Origin of the sequence: Bacteroides sp. MSB163 (assembly GCF_036416795.1) — a bacterium.
Lineage (GTDB): Bacteria > Bacteroidota > Bacteroidia > Bacteroidales > Bacteroidaceae > Bacteroides > Bacteroides maternus.
In genome coordinates, this window is the sequence record NZ_CP143867.1 from 4,023,034 (window position 1) to 4,039,681 (window position 16,648).

At 43.4% G+C, this 16,648-nt stretch carries 17 protein-coding genes; 8 read left to right on the forward strand and 9 right to left on the reverse strand.

The genetic code is table 11. The features are described from left to right. Positions 1-15: 15 nt before the first annotated feature. Complete coding sequence (locus VYM24_RS15355; RefSeq protein ID WP_291548581.1) at positions 16-747, reverse strand: class I SAM-dependent methyltransferase; 732 nt, start codon at positions 745-747, stop codon at positions 16-18. Between the two features lie 110 nt (positions 748-857). Here VYM24_RS15355 and VYM24_RS15360 point away from each other — a divergent pair, with 110 nt between their 5' ends. Further along, on the forward strand, positions 858-1,040 hold the full coding sequence (locus VYM24_RS15360) for a hypothetical protein (RefSeq protein WP_044270930.1): 183 nt from the start codon (positions 858-860) through the stop codon (positions 1,038-1,040). Between the two features lie 77 nt (positions 1,041-1,117). Here VYM24_RS15360 and VYM24_RS15365 read toward each other — a convergent pair whose 3' ends face one another. The 5 genes from VYM24_RS15365 to VYM24_RS15385 all read right to left on the reverse strand — a co-directional run bounded on the left by VYM24_RS15365 (position 1,118) and on the right by VYM24_RS15385 (position 5,264). Then, the gene (locus VYM24_RS15365) at positions 1,118-1,495 is read right to left on the reverse strand and encodes a VOC family protein (RefSeq protein WP_044270928.1); all 378 of its coding nucleotides are present in this window, start codon (positions 1,493-1,495) and stop codon (positions 1,118-1,120) included. Between the two features lie 25 nt (positions 1,496-1,520). After that, on the reverse strand, positions 1,521-2,651 hold the full coding sequence (locus VYM24_RS15370) for a DUF4468 domain-containing protein (RefSeq protein WP_291548583.1): 1,131 nt from the start codon (positions 2,649-2,651) through the stop codon (positions 1,521-1,523). 12 nt (positions 2,652-2,663) lie between these two features. Next, complete coding sequence (locus tag VYM24_RS15375) at positions 2,664-3,395, reverse strand: MBL fold metallo-hydrolase (protein WP_330940347.1); 732 nt, start codon at positions 3,393-3,395, stop codon at positions 2,664-2,666. An 81-nt stretch (positions 3,396-3,476) separates the two neighbouring features. After that, positions 3,477-4,181: a pirin family protein gene (locus VYM24_RS15380; RefSeq protein ID WP_007213364.1), complete on the reverse strand. Its 705-nt coding sequence runs from the start codon at positions 4,179-4,181 to the stop codon at positions 3,477-3,479. An 84-nt stretch (positions 4,182-4,265) separates the two neighbouring features. Continuing rightward, positions 4,266-5,264: a 2-hydroxyacid dehydrogenase gene (locus VYM24_RS15385; RefSeq protein WP_291548585.1), complete on the reverse strand. Its 999-nt coding sequence runs from the start codon at positions 5,262-5,264 to the stop codon at positions 4,266-4,268. A gap of 412 nt (positions 5,265-5,676) precedes the next feature. Here VYM24_RS15385 and VYM24_RS15390 point away from each other — a divergent pair, with 412 nt between their 5' ends. The 3 genes from VYM24_RS15390 to VYM24_RS15400 all read left to right on the forward strand — a co-directional run bounded on the left by VYM24_RS15390 (position 5,677) and on the right by VYM24_RS15400 (position 7,809). Then, positions 5,677-7,008: an OmpP1/FadL family transporter gene (locus VYM24_RS15390; protein ID WP_299090107.1), complete on the forward strand. Its 1,332-nt coding sequence runs from the start codon at positions 5,677-5,679 to the stop codon at positions 7,006-7,008. Between the two features lie 172 nt (positions 7,009-7,180). Continuing rightward, the gene (locus VYM24_RS15395; protein WP_299090109.1) at positions 7,181-7,498 is read left to right on the forward strand and encodes a hypothetical protein; all 318 of its coding nucleotides are present in this window, start codon (positions 7,181-7,183) and stop codon (positions 7,496-7,498) included. Further along, complete coding sequence (locus VYM24_RS15400; RefSeq protein ID WP_299090116.1) at positions 7,498-7,809, forward strand: type II toxin-antitoxin system RelE/ParE family toxin; 312 nt, start codon at positions 7,498-7,500, stop codon at positions 7,807-7,809. Before VYM24_RS15395 ends, VYM24_RS15400 begins: the two co-directional genes overlap by 1 nt. A gap of 107 nt (positions 7,810-7,916) precedes the next feature. Here the strand turns inward: VYM24_RS15400 and VYM24_RS15405 are convergent, their stop codons facing one another. Next, a complete protein-coding gene (locus VYM24_RS15405) occupies positions 7,917-9,197 on the reverse strand; it encodes a DcaP family trimeric outer membrane transporter (protein ID WP_330940348.1) in 1,281 nt (426 codons plus the stop codon). Positions 9,198-9,356: 159 nt separating this feature from the next. Here VYM24_RS15405 and VYM24_RS15410 point away from each other — a divergent pair, with 159 nt between their 5' ends. The 4 genes from VYM24_RS15410 to VYM24_RS15425 all read left to right on the forward strand — a co-directional run bounded on the left by VYM24_RS15410 (position 9,357) and on the right by VYM24_RS15425 (position 13,685). Then, positions 9,357-10,037 carry a queuosine precursor transporter gene (locus tag VYM24_RS15410; protein WP_217713263.1) on the forward strand — a complete coding sequence of 227 codons (681 nt, stop codon included), beginning with the start codon at positions 9,357-9,359 and terminating at the stop codon, positions 10,035-10,037. A gap of 31 nt (positions 10,038-10,068) precedes the next feature. Next, positions 10,069-10,725: a 7-cyano-7-deazaguanine synthase QueC gene (gene queC / locus VYM24_RS15415; protein WP_299090130.1), complete on the forward strand. Its 657-nt coding sequence runs from the start codon at positions 10,069-10,071 to the stop codon at positions 10,723-10,725. A gap of 7 nt (positions 10,726-10,732) precedes the next feature. After that, positions 10,733-11,188 (forward strand): preQ(1) synthase, encoded by a 456-nt coding sequence (queF, locus tag VYM24_RS15420; RefSeq protein ID WP_007216146.1) that lies wholly within the window; start codon positions 10,733-10,735, stop codon positions 11,186-11,188. A gap of 172 nt (positions 11,189-11,360) precedes the next feature. Then, complete coding sequence (locus VYM24_RS15425; RefSeq protein ID WP_299090136.1) at positions 11,361-13,685, forward strand: sensor histidine kinase; 2,325 nt, start codon at positions 11,361-11,363, stop codon at positions 13,683-13,685. Positions 13,686-13,703: 18 nt separating this feature from the next. Here the strand turns inward: VYM24_RS15425 and VYM24_RS15430 are convergent, their stop codons facing one another. Both VYM24_RS15430 and VYM24_RS15435 read right to left on the reverse strand, forming a co-directional pair. Further along, entirely contained in the window at positions 13,704-14,927 is a 1,224-nt protein-coding gene (locus tag VYM24_RS15430) for a glycoside hydrolase family 88 protein (RefSeq protein ID WP_224319189.1), read from the reverse strand. Positions 14,928-14,940: 13 nt separating this feature from the next. Then, positions 14,941-16,590 (reverse strand): glycoside hydrolase family 43 protein, encoded by a 1,650-nt coding sequence (locus VYM24_RS15435; protein WP_330940349.1) that lies wholly within the window; start codon positions 16,588-16,590, stop codon positions 14,941-14,943. Between the last annotated feature and the right edge of the window lie 58 nt (positions 16,591-16,648).

Here is a 16,648-nt window from a genome sequence, read left to right on the forward strand (position 1 = left end):
AAGTCCGGGTTGACCTTATTTCAAGGTCAACTTGGCTAAATAATCGTAGTGCTTTCCCTCTTTTACCAACTCTGCTTGGAAACCATTTTCGGCTGCATAAAGACTGAGTGTCTGGAAATCAATGTAAAGCCAGTCGAATGACTCTCCCAGAATATCCTTATATTGCATCTGGAAGTCTATTTCTCCATAATAGTCACCTGCCAGATCGATCACAAAACTTCCGTCTTCTTCCTCAAACAGATAGCGCAGATCACTGGAGTCCATAAAGATGCAGCCGCTGGGTTGTAGCAGTTGCTTCATTCTTTTGAAGAAGGCAGGCAGGTTCTCCAACTTACCGATGATTCCAGAACCGTTCATTAACATTAATATTGTGTCGTATGTCTCTTGGAAATGTTCATCGAACAGATTGAGTAATGTGGCATGCCGTACACTGCGTTGTTGCATCACTTCTACTGAAAGTGGTGAAATATCAATGGCATGTACATCCTTGCCTGCTTCCTGCAAGGCAAGACTATGACAACCGCTTCCGGCTCCCACATCCAGAATCTTTCCCGTAGCCAGTTGCAGGGCGGTACGTTCCAGAAGAGGCATCTGCTTTTTCATGCGAAAAAGTTCCTTTACCGGAATTTCATCCTCGTCGAATTGTGAGGAGAAGACCCGTAGCCGTTCGGCCTTGTTTTGTTTATAATAATCGGCAATAGCAGCACCCATCGGGTCCTTATCAGCAGAAAGCAGTGTAGTGTTCATTCTATTCAATCTTTAAAAGTTGTCCGCAAAGATACGAAAAATGCAGGCTATTGGTAGAAAAAAACTATCTTTGTGTCGGCTTATAAATGTAATAGTAATAGAAACCGAATATGAGTATAGAAGATGCAATAATGGGCGGTATCGTCTTTAAAGGAAAGAAAGACAAACCCAAAGAAGATGGAAAGGTGAAAACTAAAGCCAAGAAGAAATCGTATATTACTGGGAAACATGGTTCCGGTGCTGCCAAGATGAAGGCGGATATACGAAAGAAAAGGGCAGGTCGTCATAAATAAGATGGTAAAATGATAAATGGTAAGATGAGGAAATGTAATCCTATCATCTTACCATTTATCATTTTACCATTCTTTCATCATTTTGCCGGAAGCACCTCTATCCAGTAATCATCCGGATCATGGATGAAGTACAATCCCATAGCTGTATTTTCAAAGCATACCCAACCCATTTCTTTATGGTATTGGTGAATAGCTTCATAATCACCGGTAACACGGAAGCATAAATGGCTTTCGTTTTCTCCAAGTTCATAAGCTTGCGGATGATCTTTCAGACAAGTCAGTTCCAGAAGGAAACCTGTGCTGTTGTCTGTCAGGTAAACCAATGTGAAGGAGCCGTTTGAGGCTTCTTTACGATGATGTTCTTTCAATCCCAATGCTTTGTCATAGAAAGCAATACTACGTTCCAGGTTGGTAACGTTGATATTAAAATGATCGAATTTAGCTTTTATTTCCACGTAATTAGTGATTTGTTGTTAGTGATTATTTTACGAATGCCTTCAGAATTTCCCCCACATACATGCGTGGCTGACCTTCCATCGGAGTCTGTGAAGGCATCTTCTTACATTCCAAAACAACTGACGGTTCGGTTTGGTTTGCCGGATAGAAACGAACAGTGTAAGTTTCTGCCGTCTCCATCTGTTCGTAAGGCTGATCGGGAGAGAGGAAGCTGAAAATAACAGGCTTGCCTGATGATTTGCCCAATGAACCACCTGCGTTTGCTGTCATCATGGTCATGTTGAAAGCATCCGAGCCGATTACAAGCACTAACTTGCCCGCACCCATTTGGATGGCATTTGCCGGCAGTTGATCCGGAGCTACTTCTTTGTAGCCGGGCACTGTACCTGACGTTGCAGGAGTAGCCGGGGTGAGCGGAGTGGCAGGGATTACTGTGACTTTGCTGGTTTCGGCCGGAGTTTTCACTTCAACTTCTGCTTTTGGGGCAATTACTATCGGACCAGAGTTTACAACACTCTTTTCCTCTTTCTTAGCTTCCTTCTGCTCAGCTGCTTCGGCTGCTTTCTTAGCAGTGCTTGCACTGAGGGCTTCGGCTGCTCCAAGGGCCAGATCGTCTACAAAGTCTACTGTTTTTCTACGCCATTTGGCAAGTCCTCGTACCAATTTGGTTTTGGCTTTATTCAGTGCGTACTTGTCTACAATCCACTCTTCTGCCGTATACTTCTCTTTGCCTTCGCGATAGTTGAAGCGGATTTTCTCTACTTCCATCGTACATTTCTCAGGTGCGCAGACAACTGAAATCTGGTAGAGTATCTTTGTGCGATCCAAAGAAAGCGCACTCGAACTGAACACGATCCATTCGTCTCCTGTACCTACGATTTGCCCTTCTTCCGGATTGGTGTAGACAACGCGACTGGTGTTTTCATTCTTTTTCAGCCGTGCTTCCATCCAGTTCTGCATACGTTTGAAGATTTCTTCCTGCGACATGCCGGGAATGCTGAATTCTTTGGTGAATACCACTTTTCCATCTACTTCGGGTACTGCACCTGCCAGATACTTGCTGTCGTCATCTTTATCTTTATTGGCGTCTGCAAACGCTGTGGCCGGCAGACAGATGCATAACAGCATAAAAAGAAACTGTGTCAAATTTTTCATAATGCGTATGTTTTATTGAGTAATATCGAAACTTTCGCCCCTGCGGGTGATGGAAAGGAAACGGCAACCTTTGCTTTCGGCAAACTTCCGGAAAGCATTTCCGCCCTTGTATTCCTCGCTGAAGTGCATAGGTACAAAGATAGTGGTTTTTATCCGTTCCACGAATTGTTCCGCACCTCTCATATAATCTTTTCCGATGCGGTTGTCCACTGGAAACATGGCTACGTCTACCGAAGGGGCGGTCTGCTGGAGGCACTTCACCTCGGCAAGGAAGTCACCTTCCGCTTTCCGGATTTCCTGTGGGGTGGACTCTTCACTCCAATGCCAGTTATTCAAGTCTCCGGCATGGAACAGCCGGATGCCTTGCAGGTCGATCAGAAAAGAGATGCCCACGTCCGTGGAACCGAATGCTTCGATACGGATATTCGGGTCTTCGTACACATCACCTTTATTTATATAGGTGGCATCCTCACGTGTGGCGCGACGATGTTTCAGGATGTCCTTGGAGAAGATGTAGTGAATATCCGGGCGTCCGGCTTTCCATAAAAGAACTTCGCGATTAAAGTGGTCGGGGTGAAAATGGGAAGAGAGCACATATAGTTCTCCGGGTCTTCCCAACAGATAGTCATGAACGATACCTTTATTATATTCCGTTTCAGAGGAATCTTTGTAGTAATCGATAATGACTGTCACTCCGTCCGCTTCAATCGCGAAGCCGCTATGGTAAATGTAATCAAGTTTCATGCAAGGGTCAATTTATAGCGCAATATTACGAAAAACGCTACACAAACCTTGGCTTTTAGCTGTTATTTTTATCTAAAAGACTTACATGGGCACTTCCATCAGCAGGATATGCGAGTCTTTTAGTGTTTCCAGCTCAAAGCTGTGAGTGTCATATACACCCATGCCGTCACGGCGTGAGAGTACAGTGTCGTCCACCTTCACTTCACCTTCGATCACGAAGATGTACACCCCTGCATGCGACTGGTGCATGTGGTAGCCGATCTTTTTGCCTGCTTCTATCTCTCCGATGGAGAACCATGCCTGTTGCAGCATCTTGGCAGGAGCGTCACCGTCCGGTGAAACAATCAACGTCAGTTCGTTCTTGCGCAGCAACGGGCGGATGTCATAATCCTGATAGGCAGGTGGTGTATTCAGCTTCTCCGGCATTACCCAGATTTGCAGGAACTCTACCGGTTCGGTGTCACTGCCGTTCATTTCACTGTGATAAATACCGGTACCGGCACTCATGGTCTGTATGTCACCCGGCGTGATGGAGCGGCTGTTCTTCTGACTGTCGCCATGTTTCAGCTTTCCTTTCAGAGGGATGGAGATAATTTCCATGTTTTTATGCGGGTGGGTGCCGAAGCCTTTACCTGGTTCTACACGGTCGTCGTTCAGTACACGCAGGGCGCCGAAGTTCATACGACGCGGGTTATAATAGGTGTCGAAACTGAATGTATGGTGACTGTCGAGCCAATCATATAGAGCACGTCCACGGCTTTCCGCTTTGTCTATTACTTTTTTCATAATTAATTCCTTTCTTTTAAATGGTTGATATGTTTAGATAACAAACTGGTTTTTAAAAAGTTTTGTGAGCTACTGAGCTACAAGTTATATCACTTTATTTTCCAAGGCTTTTCCGCTTGCAAAGTCTTTGATATTCTGAAGTGTGGTAGTGGCGATATTTTCCAATGCTTCACGGGTGAAGAACGCCTGGTGTGAGGTTACAATGACATTATTGAACGAAAGCAGGCGTGCCAGTACGTCGTCATCAATGATGTGGTCCGATTGGTCTTCGTAGAAGTATTCGCTTTCTTCCTCGTACACGTCCAGTCCGGCAGAACCGATCTTCTTGTTCTTCAATCCTTCTATCAGTGCGTTGGTATGAATCAGTTGTCCGCGTCCGGTATTGATAATCATTACGCCCTCTTTCATCTTGCTGATGGAGTAGTCGTTAATGAGATATTTGGTCTGCTCGGTGAGAGGGCAATGCAGGGAAATGATGTCCGAACTGTGGTAAAGTTCGTCCAGCGTGGTGTACACCACTTGATGCTCACGGGCAAAGTTATAGTCGGGGTATAGGTCATAAGCCAGTACGTTCATGCCGAAACCGCGCAGAATCATGATAAGTTTCTTGGCGATCTTTCCCGTACCGATGATGCCGACCGTCTTGCCGTACATATCGAAACCAAGCAATCCGTGCAGAGAGAAATTACCGTCTCGTGTACGCCAGGTGGCGCGTGGAATTTTCCGGTTCAGCGATAGCATGAGAGCCACGGTATATTCTGCTACGGCATAGGGTGAGTAGGCGGGTACACGTACCACTGTGATACCACAATCGGCAGCCGCTTTCAGGTCTACATTGTTATATCCGGCACAACGCAATGCCAATAATTTCACGCCATTGTCCGCCATCATGCGGATCACTTCCGCGTCTGCGGTGTCGTTTACAAATATGCAGACGGCATCCACACCCTGTGTCAGTATCACATTGTGTTTGTTCAGGTGTCCTTTATAATAGCGGAGTTCAAAATCGTACTCTTTATTCTTTTCATTGAACGAAGCCTCGTCATAGGGCTTGGTGCCGAAAAAAGCAATTGTATATGCCATGATTTCTGAAGTTTTTAGAATTTAGTATATATAGTATAAATAACACGTGTGTGAATGATAAGGTTCAGAAGTAGCGGAGGGTTACGGGTAGCCTTCCTTGTCAATTGCACACTTGCGGCAGACTAATTCTGCTCTTGCAAGAAACTAATTTCCACGCCGCAAGAAACTAATATTTTCCTTGCATGTTTGAGATTAGTTGGTTGTGAGATTATGGTTCGTTGTTCATGATTACGAGATTCTCTTCTTACGGTTCTGTTATACATCCTCCATGATCTTTTCTTTATCCGTTTCATTAGAAACAGTTTCTTTTTTCAATTAATTTTTGTCTGTAATGCATCTTTCTGCACAAAATGCTTTCTGATGTGCAATATTATTGTACCTTTGCGCCCGCTAACAATTAAAAAAGATTTAGATGAGAAAAATTAGCTTGATTAGCTTTATGATGCTAATCGTTTCAACTTCAACTTTTGCAGGAGGACTGCTGACGAATACAAATCAGCATGCTGCTTTTCTTCGTATGCTATCCCGTGGTGCTACAACTGAAATAGATGGTGCTTTGTCCAATCCGGCAGGTCTGGCATTTTTGCCGAATGACGGTTTTCATATGTCTTTGAGTATTCAGAGTGCTTTCCAAACAAGAAATATCGATGCTTCGTGCGAAGGTTTGGGGCTGAATAAGTATTATGAGGGTAAGGCATCTGCTCCTGTCATTCCCAGTTTGTTTGCTGCTTATAAGATGGGTGACTGGACACTTTCCGGCTTTTTCGGCATTACTGGCGGCGGCGGAAAAGCCTCGTTTGATGATGGTCTTCCCATGTTCGATGCTATGGTAATAGGCGGATTGGGAGCCCAAAAAATTCCGAGCAATGCCTATTCGCTGAAAAGCTACATGGATGGCAAACAGTACATCTACTCTGTACAGTTGGGTTTGACTTATAAGGCAACGGACTGGCTTTCTGTCTTTGCGGGTGGTCGTATGAACTACTTTACTGGTGGTTACCAGGGTGCATTGAAAGCCAGTGCTGCTGTAGATTTGCCTTCTCCTGCCGGAGGAGCGATACCTGTTGGCACGGAGCTTATCGGCATAGACTTGGATTGTGACCAGACCGGATGGGGATTTACTCCGGTTATCGGCTTGGATGCTAAGTGGGGTAAGCTAAACATTGGTGCAAAATATGAGTTTATGACTAGTTTGAACATTGAGAATTCCACTAAAGAGAACTCGCTTCGTATGATTGGTGCCGCTGAAAGTGAATTGGCGGATTACAAGCATGGTGTGAATACTCCGAATGATATTCCTTCCATGCTTTCTATAGCTGCTTCTTATGAGTTTCTTCCGGTATTGCGCGCATCTGTAGAATACCACTTCTTTGATGATAAAAGTGCAGGAATGGCCGGTGGCAAGCAGAAGTATCTGACAAAGGGAACAAACGAATATCTGGCCGGTATTGAGTGGGATGTAACCAAACATTTGACTTTGAGTTGTGGAGGTCAGATCACAGACTATGGATTGTCCGACAATTACCAAAGCGATACCAGTTTTTCTTGTGATTCTTATACTCTGGGTTTTGGTGCCAAGTTGAATTTAACAGCAAGAGCCGCCCTGAACGTTGGGTACATGTGGACTACTTACGAAGATTATACTAAGAAATCCCAGGACTATAATAATACCGGATTGAGTGGTACAAATGTCTACAGCCGTACAAATAAGGTGTTTGGCGCTAGCATCAACTACAGATTCTGATTTCATAATTACTTATTATATAGCAGAAGCCGTCTTGGGTATATTATACTTGAGGCGGCTTTGTTGTATTTCTCGGATATTCCTTTTCAAGAAAACTTTTAAGAGAAACGGGGAGCTTTTACGGATAATATTATGTACTTTTGTTGATGCAATATCAAAGAAAGGAGTGATTATGAAGAAATATTCTGATTCCGAAGAACAAAAGCAAACGGTGAATGAGCCTGCTACGGCTTACGGGCTCGACTTAAACAGCCTGAAAGTGGAAACTGTGCAGTCTGTAATGCAGATTGAGAATCCGAGAATCGTACAGGAAATACGGGATTATGTCTTGCGCCTGATGCAGGAAGAGGAAGAATATGATTACCGGAATGCTCCTTGCCAGTTTACGGTGGAGGAGTTGAAGGAAGAATTGAGGAAGTCACGGGAGGACAGTAAAGCGGGAAGAGTATACACTACGGATGAAGTTCTGGCACGTAGAAGACTATGGTAATGAATGTAGTTTGGACAGAAACTGCTCTAAGTAGTTTAGAAGCAATTTATTATTATACTCTGTCGTGGAGCCAAAATGCAGGAATGGCTTCAGTTTTGAGCGACTTACTTGTAAAATCATGCTTGATTTTAACTAAGAATCCTTATGCTGGTCCTTTGGAATCATCTTTAGAAGATCAAGTAGAGGTTTATCGTTCACTCGTAGTTCACAAGTATTATAAGCTAATCTATAGGGTGCTCGAAGAGACTCAAACTGTGGAAATTGCCGCAGTATGGGATGTTCGTCGCAATCCAAAAACGCTGAGTGTCTAAAGAGAAAAGAAAGACAAAAGATATGGTGCAAATCTCTTAGTTACATACTATCAGATGATTTGCACCATTTTTTATTTCCTATGCTATTTTTAATCTATACGTTATTTTTAGAAAGAATATTGTACCAACAAATTCATTCGGTTGGCATGGTGTGTTGAATTGCTGAAATCTGTACGCCAGCCACGAAGATATTCGGCACCTACCTGCATGTTTGGAGTGACATTCCAGAATACATTGGCTACGAGATACTGTCCGTAGCGATAACTGCTTGGTTGATTGTTGGGATAACCATTCTCAGAATATAATCTGGACATACTGTATGTGCCGGATACGAATATTTTCGGACAGATATTATACTGTGCCCCAGCAAACCAGCCCAGCATAGGCAATGCCTGCATCTTGCCTTCTTTTTCCGGATTAGGAACAATGTCCACATTCAGGTTGCTGATGTCATTCAGATATTGTCCGATACCTTTTCCGTAAGTGGCTTGCCCGAAGATTTCCCATTTCTTACTGAGATTGAACGAAGTAGATGCCTGTACACCCCATCCGGTAACATCGGATGCATGATTGCTGAGCGTGCTGGTATACGTCATGCTACGTACGATGCCACCCACACGAAGATGGCTGTTAGCTCCCCAGCCGTATTGGGCGTAAGCGGTGAAGTCCGGCATACGTTGTTGGGCTACGCTGAGTTCGTCATTCGTGGCGCCATCTACGCTTGGCACTTCGATAGATGCATGGAAACGCCAGTTTTTCAAGCCTTTGTAAGTGTAGGCAAGTTGAGTGGCACGGTAGAAAGTTGCACCGTTAGGACCCTGAAAGTCGATAGTGGACGGCAATGCAGCCAAATCCATGAACCCACCATAAGTATAACCCACTGTTACATTACGGAACGACATATAAGCATTTCGCAATTGGAATACCTTATCGCCGCCACGGAAGTTACCGGCAGTGTACACAACGAAATCACCCAGTAATTTAGTATGCCCTACCAGTTTCAGGAAGATAGTGGAAGTACGTGCGTCCATTTGGAACTGATTCTTTACTTTGCTGATATTCGGGATATCAGCAGGAATAAAGTCTATGTTGTCCACGATGCCGCCAAAGTCATATTCGGCAGTGGCACGCACATATCCGCCGATACCAAGGGCGAACTTTCCTTTTTTATCCATCAACAGGAAGCGAGGTGCCTGTGGATCGTGGATGTACCTGAACTGTGATTCGTTCATGATACGGACGATCTCGTCGCCTGCCTTGTCGATGGTAACCATGACGATGCCGTTAGATGCCTCGTCATCAATAATCACTTTTTCTTGTGCTTTGGCCACAGACGGAATAAGACCGATGCCGCACAACAGAAACATTACTTTTAAGATTGTCTTCATTATTAAGTTAGGTTTTGGTGAATGCCTTTTGAACAACTTAAATTAGAAATGGTTTTGCGGTCAATAGAAGAAAGTGTATCTTTGCGGCCGATTTAACGATCTTATGATGCCGTGAATAGCGGTCGTGTATTCTAGAACACCACGTAAAAAACAGGATTTATGAAGCAAAAAGTATCTGTACCCTTTATGCTGCTGGGTATTCTATTTAATGTTTGTCTGATTGCAGCTAATCTTCTTGAAACTAAAGTTATCCAGGTTTTCGGTATTACCGTTACCGCAGGGTTACTGGTTTTCCCTATTTCTTATATTATCAATGATTGCATTGCTGAGGTGTGGGGCTTTCGTAAAGCACGTCTCATTATCTGGAGTGGCTTTGCTATGAATTTCTTTGTGGTGATGCTTGGATTGATAGCCGTAGCATTACCGGCTGCGCCATTTTGGGAGGGGGAGGCTCACTTCAACTTTGTTTTCGGAATGGCGCCTCGTATTGTGGTGGCGAGTCTGACAGCTTTTTTGGTTGGTTCGTTCCTCAACGCTTATGTCATGAGTCGTATGAAAGTGGCAAGTGGCGGACGGCATTTCTCGGCTCGTGCCATCTGGTCGACTGTAGTGGGGGAGACGGCAGACTCTCTGATATTCTTTCCTGTTGCTTTCGGAGGAATTATTGCCTGGCCTGAATTACTGGTGATGATGTGTATTCAGATTGTATTGAAATCCCTGTATGAAGTGCTGATTCTTCCGGTCACTATCCGTGTTGTGGCAGCTATTAAACGTATTGACGGTAGTGATGTATATGATCAGGATATCTCTTACAATATATTGAAAATCAAAGATATTTAAAGTAATGATAAATACTGTGTGGTGAATGGTTGTGAATAAAGAAGTTGCATTAGTAGTGTTCAGTGGTGGACAAGATTCTACCACTTGCCTGTTTTGGGCAAAACGAGAGTTTAAGAGAGTGGTCGCTTTGAGTTTCCTGTACGGACAGAAGCATGAGAAAGAGGTGGAACTGGCACGGGAAATAGCCGGTAAAGCTGGTGTGGAGTTTGAAGCAATGGATGTATCTTTTATCGGTAAGTTGGGGCACAACTCACTGACGGATACAACGATGCCTATGGATCAGGAAAAGCCAGCCGGTAGTTATCCCAATACATTTGTGCCGGGACGTAATCTCTTCTTTCTAAGCATTGCTGCTGTATATGCCCGTGAACATGGTATCAATCATATCGTGACAGGAGTGTCGCAGACTGATTTCAGCGGATACCCTGATTGTCGGGACACCTTTATCAAGTCGCTCAATGTTACATTGAACCTGGCTATGGACGAGCAGTTCGTAATTCATACTCCATTGATGTGGATCGACAAAGCGGAAACCTGGGGATTAGCAGATGAACTGGGAGTGCTTGATCTGATACGGAACGAAACGTTGACTTGTTATAACGGGATTCAGGGTGATGGCTGCGGGCATTGTCCGGCATGTAAGTTACGTCGTGAGGGATTAGAGAAATATTTAATTAGTGAAGGGTAATATAATTATGACCGAATTAAAAGATCAACTGTCCCTTTTGGGGAGAAAAACGGAATATAAGCAGGATTATGCTCCTGAAGTGCTGGAAGCTTTTGATAATAAGCATCCCGAGAATGATTATTGGGTACGTTTTAATTGTCCGGAATTTACCAGCCTATGTCCTATAACCGGGCAGCCGGACTTTGCGGAAATCCGTATTAGTTATATTCCTGATATAAAAATGGTGGAAAGTAAAAGCTTGAAACTTTATCTGTTTAGTTTCCGTAATCATGGCGCTTTTCATGAAGACTGTGTGAACATTATAATGAAGGATCTGATTCATCTGATGAATCCTAAATATATTGAGGTAACAGGACTTTTTACTCCGCGTGGTGGCATATCCATTTATCCTTATGCTAACTATGGGCGCCCGGGTACGAAGTATGAGGGTATAGCTGAACAACGATTAATGAATAGAGAATAGAAAGAACGAAGAGATAAATTAACTTTTTCATATATAATAGCTTTTCGTGATAATTGTTGAATGCAAATATAAAACTATTTCTAAGAAAATATTGATAATCACAAGGAAAGTCTTTCTTTTCATGAACTAAATGCTGCTTTTCTGTGTTTTAATACGGTCAAGTTATGCAATCATGAGAATACTACATATTAGATCTCTTTTACTTATTTTCCTTTTATCTTTCTCTGCTTTGGCGTCTGCTGGTGATAAGAAAGAGAATTCCGATACGGATTTATTGATTATCAGCAGTTATGTATCGGGTGCTCCATGGAGTCAGACTATCATTTCACACATCATGCAGAAAGAGTATGACCGGAAGGATATAAGCATGAAAGTGGAATATATGAATATTCTGACCATAGAGACTCCTGAGATATTGAATCAATATAAAGAAAATCTTTTCTCTACTTATGGTCACAATTCGCCTAAAGCCGTGTTGATGCTGGGAAATGCCCCTTTGATATTGCGGGATGAAATGCGTAAACACTGGGGAGATATTCCTTTGATCGTATGTGCCGAAAGCAGATATATAGGACCGGATTCCACCTATATGTATAATCAGGTTGTTCCACAAAAAGATCGCATTTACCTGAATGATTTGCGTAAAGAGTATAATATGACCTTTCTGGGCGCGCGCGCTTTCATTCCCGAAAGTGTCCAGTTGATGCATCGCATGATTCCGAAGATGAAGAGTTTACTGTTAATTGGTGACCAGACTGATCGGGATATTGATTATGACCAGCAACTTTCTGAATTGATGAAGAAAGAATATTCAAATCTTAATTATAAGTTCTTGTCAGCTGACACCTGGAGTCCGGACCAGTTACTGGATACATTGCGGAGGGTAGTTCCGGAGGAAACCGGTATTTTGTTCGCTTCATGGTTTCACAAACGAATGTTTGCGGGTAATATGCTTATGATGGCCAACTCTTATAAGGTGATTGCCAATTCTACATTGCCTTGTCCGTTTTTTGCATTATCTTCTTCTATTTCGAGTATTGAAGAAGATGGGACTATAATAGGAGGGTGTGTATATGATATGAACCTGTACTGTGAGGAAATTGTGAAGATGATTAATGCTGTAGCTGATGGCAAGCAAGCGCGGGATATTCCATATTATAATCCGAAGCCCATGGTTCTTTTTAACTATCCTTACATGGTGGATTTTGGCTTGTCTCCTAAAAACTGTCCTCCGGGAACGGTTTATTTGAATGCTCCCCCTACTTTCTTTGACAAGTATCAGTCTGCTTTAGTAATAGGTAGTATTACTTTATTAGTAGTTGTTCTCTTTTTCCAGCTTCGTAGGAATAAGATTCTGGAACGGCTTCAGCAAGTAGAGCAGAATCAGCGTTTTACTCATTCTAAGATGGCTATGGCATTAGAGGTGGTTGATTTGCTGCCGTGGCAATGGGATTTGCGGACAGATGAAATTACATATAGTTCCTATAAGCCGATAGAGCCGGGAAAAGAAGAAGTCTCAGAAATGACTTATACCACCAATATAGATGACTATCTTACCTTTGTTTGTGAAGAGGATAGAGAACGTATCCAGCAGGTTTTTGAGGATGTGCATGCTAATAAAATTGATAAAATAAAAGAAGAGTACCGTGTTCATCGACCTGATAAATCAGATGGCTCAGAGGACTGGATGGAAGTGCGTGCTTTTGTAGAACAATATGATGAAGAGGGAAAACCTTTTGTTGTGGTGGGGTCATCATTGTTTATTACGGAGCGTAAGGCGGCAGAGCGTGAATTGATTGCTGCCAAAGAGCGTGCGGAAGAGTCCAACCGTCTGAAATCTGCCTTCCTTGCTAATATCAGTCATGAAATCCGCACTCCGTTGAATGCAATTATTGGCTTCTCCAGTATATTGGCCATGACTGAAGATGAAGAAGAGAAGAAGGAGTATGTCAGCATCATAGAGAAGAATAATGGAATCTTGCTGCAACTTATCAATGATGTTCTGGACTTATCCAAGATTGAGGCCGGAGTTCTTGATTTGTATTATTCGGAATTTGGATTAAATGGAGTGCTAGCAACCTTGAGGGGAGTTGTTGAGTCTCGTTTGCAGGATGGGGTTGATCTGATTTTTGAGCCGGGGATGCCGGATGATTATGTTGTTTATTCAGAGAAAAACAGACTTCAACAATTGGTTTTGAACTTCCTGACTAATGCCTGTAAATTTACATCGACCGGCAGCATCCGCTATGGCTATGAAGTGCGTGAAAAAGACATCTATTATTATGTAACTGATACGGGAACTGGTATTCCGGAAGATAAACTCCATCTTATATTCGAACGTTTCATCAAGTTGGATAGCTTTAAGCAGGGCACCGGTTTAGGTTTGCCTATTTGCCAGCTCATTATTCAGAATATGGGAGGCGAAATCGGAGTGAATTCTAAATTGGGAGAAGGTTCTACATTTTGGTTTACGCTTCCCCTCAAACCAAAACAGTAAGAGGGGATAGCGTTGCTTCTATATGACAGCTTTATTTTCAATTAAGTTCTTCAATCGAACCAAGGCTTCGATATAATAATAGTCTGCATAAATGATGGCGGCATCTATTTCTGAATTATTCGGCAAGTGTCCGGTGGAGTGGAGGAGGAATGCCGGCTTGCTTTTGCCGCATTGATACTTATCCGAACTCAGGCTTGCCAACATTTTTATAGCTGCATTCTTATATTCATCCCCTTTTTTGCCGGGCAGGTAAGTGGAGAGTTCCAGTAAAGCCGATGCGGTTACACTTGCAGCGGAGGCATCACGTGGGACATTCGGGATATTGGGGTCATCAAAATCCCAGTAAGGCACATAGTCTTCCGGCAATCTTTCCAAATATACATCTGTTACTTTCTGTACAAAATCCAGATATCGTGGATCTAATGTTTCCCTGTAGACTACTGTATATCCATAGATAGCCCACGCCTGTCCGCGTGCCCACATGGTATTGTCTGCATATCCCTGATGTGTAACTCCTTTTATGAAGTCGCCCGTCAAAGTATCATAAACCGCTACGTGATAGGAAGTGTAGTCGGGACGGAACTGATATTTCATAGTCTTATCGGCGTGCGACACGGCTATATCTGCCAGATATGGGTTTCCTCCGTTCTTGGCAGCCCAGAAAAGCATTTCCAGGTTTATCATATTATCCATGATCGTATTGTGTCCACCGAACATTTCTATATTGCGTGGCCATGAAAGTATGGTGCCTACACGAGGTCTGAACAAGGTTGCCAGTGAATCTGCTGTATCCAGAATCACTTGTTTGTATTCCGGATTATGTGTCAACCGATATCCATTACCGTAGCTGCAAAAGATCAGAAAACCCAGGTCATGGTCGTATGCCGGAATTTGTGACAGGAACTTCAACGGTTCGGTGAATTTCTCAGCTTCTTCCTTTATGGTTGCTTTACCGGTATATTCGTAATCATACCATAAAACTCCTGGCCAGAAACCACTGCACCATTCATCCTTTGTTGCTTTTCGGCAATGCCAGGTGTTGAGGCTGTCCATGATATTACGCGGCATCATCGAGTAATCGATAGTACCTTCTGCCGCTTTTAGTTCTGTTAAAGTGCGTTGTACCTGGGCGTCACAGTAATCCAGCGCCTCATATACATCTACATCCATTCCTTTCTCGGGCATGTTGCAAGCTGTAAACATGCACAAGCATGCACCGAACAGTAGTTCTTTTGTTTTCATATAATCAGTCTTTTTATTTATCTATGCGAAACCAGTCGGCATCTACCCATCCCCGTTCCTTACCATAAGGAGTGGTACTGAATAGCCCTACTTTGGCACCTATCCATTTTCCCTGACGGGCTGTGAAAGGCATACCTATTGCTTTATATTTCTTACCATTCAGGCTGTAATAGAAGTGGCAGATACCGCCTTTCTCTATTTTTACCTGTAGATAGATATCTCTTTCGTAGTTGGGAAACAAACCTGCTTCGTACTTTCTGCTGGCAGGTAATTCTGCCAGGCGATTGACTGTTTCGGGTGTCTTTTGCTCTGCATCCTTGCAGGTCACTTGTTTCAATATAAATTTATCACCTTCTTTCTCTACTCCCAGGTAGCAATAGTCCCAGCCCATCACAATCAATCCGGATTGCTGTCCGTCCATTTTGGCGGAAACTTTTAGTTTGGTAGTTGCTGTGAACTCTTCTGCCATGAACTTCTGCAATAAAAGGTTAGGGACTTCCCAGAAATTCACAAAGTTCTCGGAGAGAATATGTCCGTAAATACGGATGAATCCCAAGTCGGAAGTATATCCGAATGTATCCTGATAATTGGCATGCCATTCCCATTGCATTCCCAATTGACGGGTATTGAACTCGTCACTGTCCGCAGGTGTTTCTACCGGGTAATTCTTGCCTACATTGGGCTTTTTATAACGGGTTACTGGTTCGCCACAACCATTGCCGTCCTTATCTTCTCCAATTACAGGCCAGTCGTTTACCCACTTCATCGGGTTCAGGTGAACGACACGCCCATACATGGCTTTATCCTGAAAGTGAACGAACCAGGATTCCCCTGTCTGCGTATCAACCCATGCGCCTTGGTGGGGACCATTGATGTCAGTAGAGCCTTGCGCCATGACAATCTTCTTCTCATAAGGACCGTATATATTCCGCGAACGCAATACTAACTGCCATCCGGTTGCTACTCCGCCTGCCGGGGCAAAAATATAGTAGTAGCCATTCCGCTTATAGAGTTTGGGACCTTCAATTGTATGGTTGATTCCATCATTACCATCAAAGACCAGTACCGGATCACTGATCACTTTTGTTCCTTCTGCATTCATCTCACAAATTGTGATAACACTGTTCAGTGCGGCACGACTTCCTGCCCATGCGTGTACCAGATAAACTTTTCCATCTTCATCCCATAGTGGAGCAGGGTCTATCATGCCACGACCGGCTTTTACCAATATCGGTTTCTCCCATTCTCCGGCCGGGTCTTTGGTCTTTACCATGAAGATGCCATGATCCGGATCTCCCCAATAGATATAGAACTCTCCATTATGATGGCGGATGGATGGTGCCCAAACACCTTTTCCATGCTGGGGAGCATTGAAGAACTCAATGGGTTCTATCTGTTTCAGCGCATAGCCTGCGTATTTCCAGTTAACCAAGTCTTTGGAATGGAGAATGGGTAAACCGGGAGCACATCCGAAGCTGGAAGCCGTCATGTAAAAATATTCACCTGCTGCGCAGACATCCGGATCGGAGTAATCGGCATGTAGCACCGGATTGATATATGTGCCATCCTTCTGATCAGATACCCAGGCTTTGGATACATATTGGGCGTCCGCCTGCCAGCAGGCAGCGCATAGCAATGTCGTTAGCAGAAATATCTTTTTCATCTTTTTATTTACCTTTTTAAATATCCTGAAAACAAAGATTTTACCTAAACAAACTTTT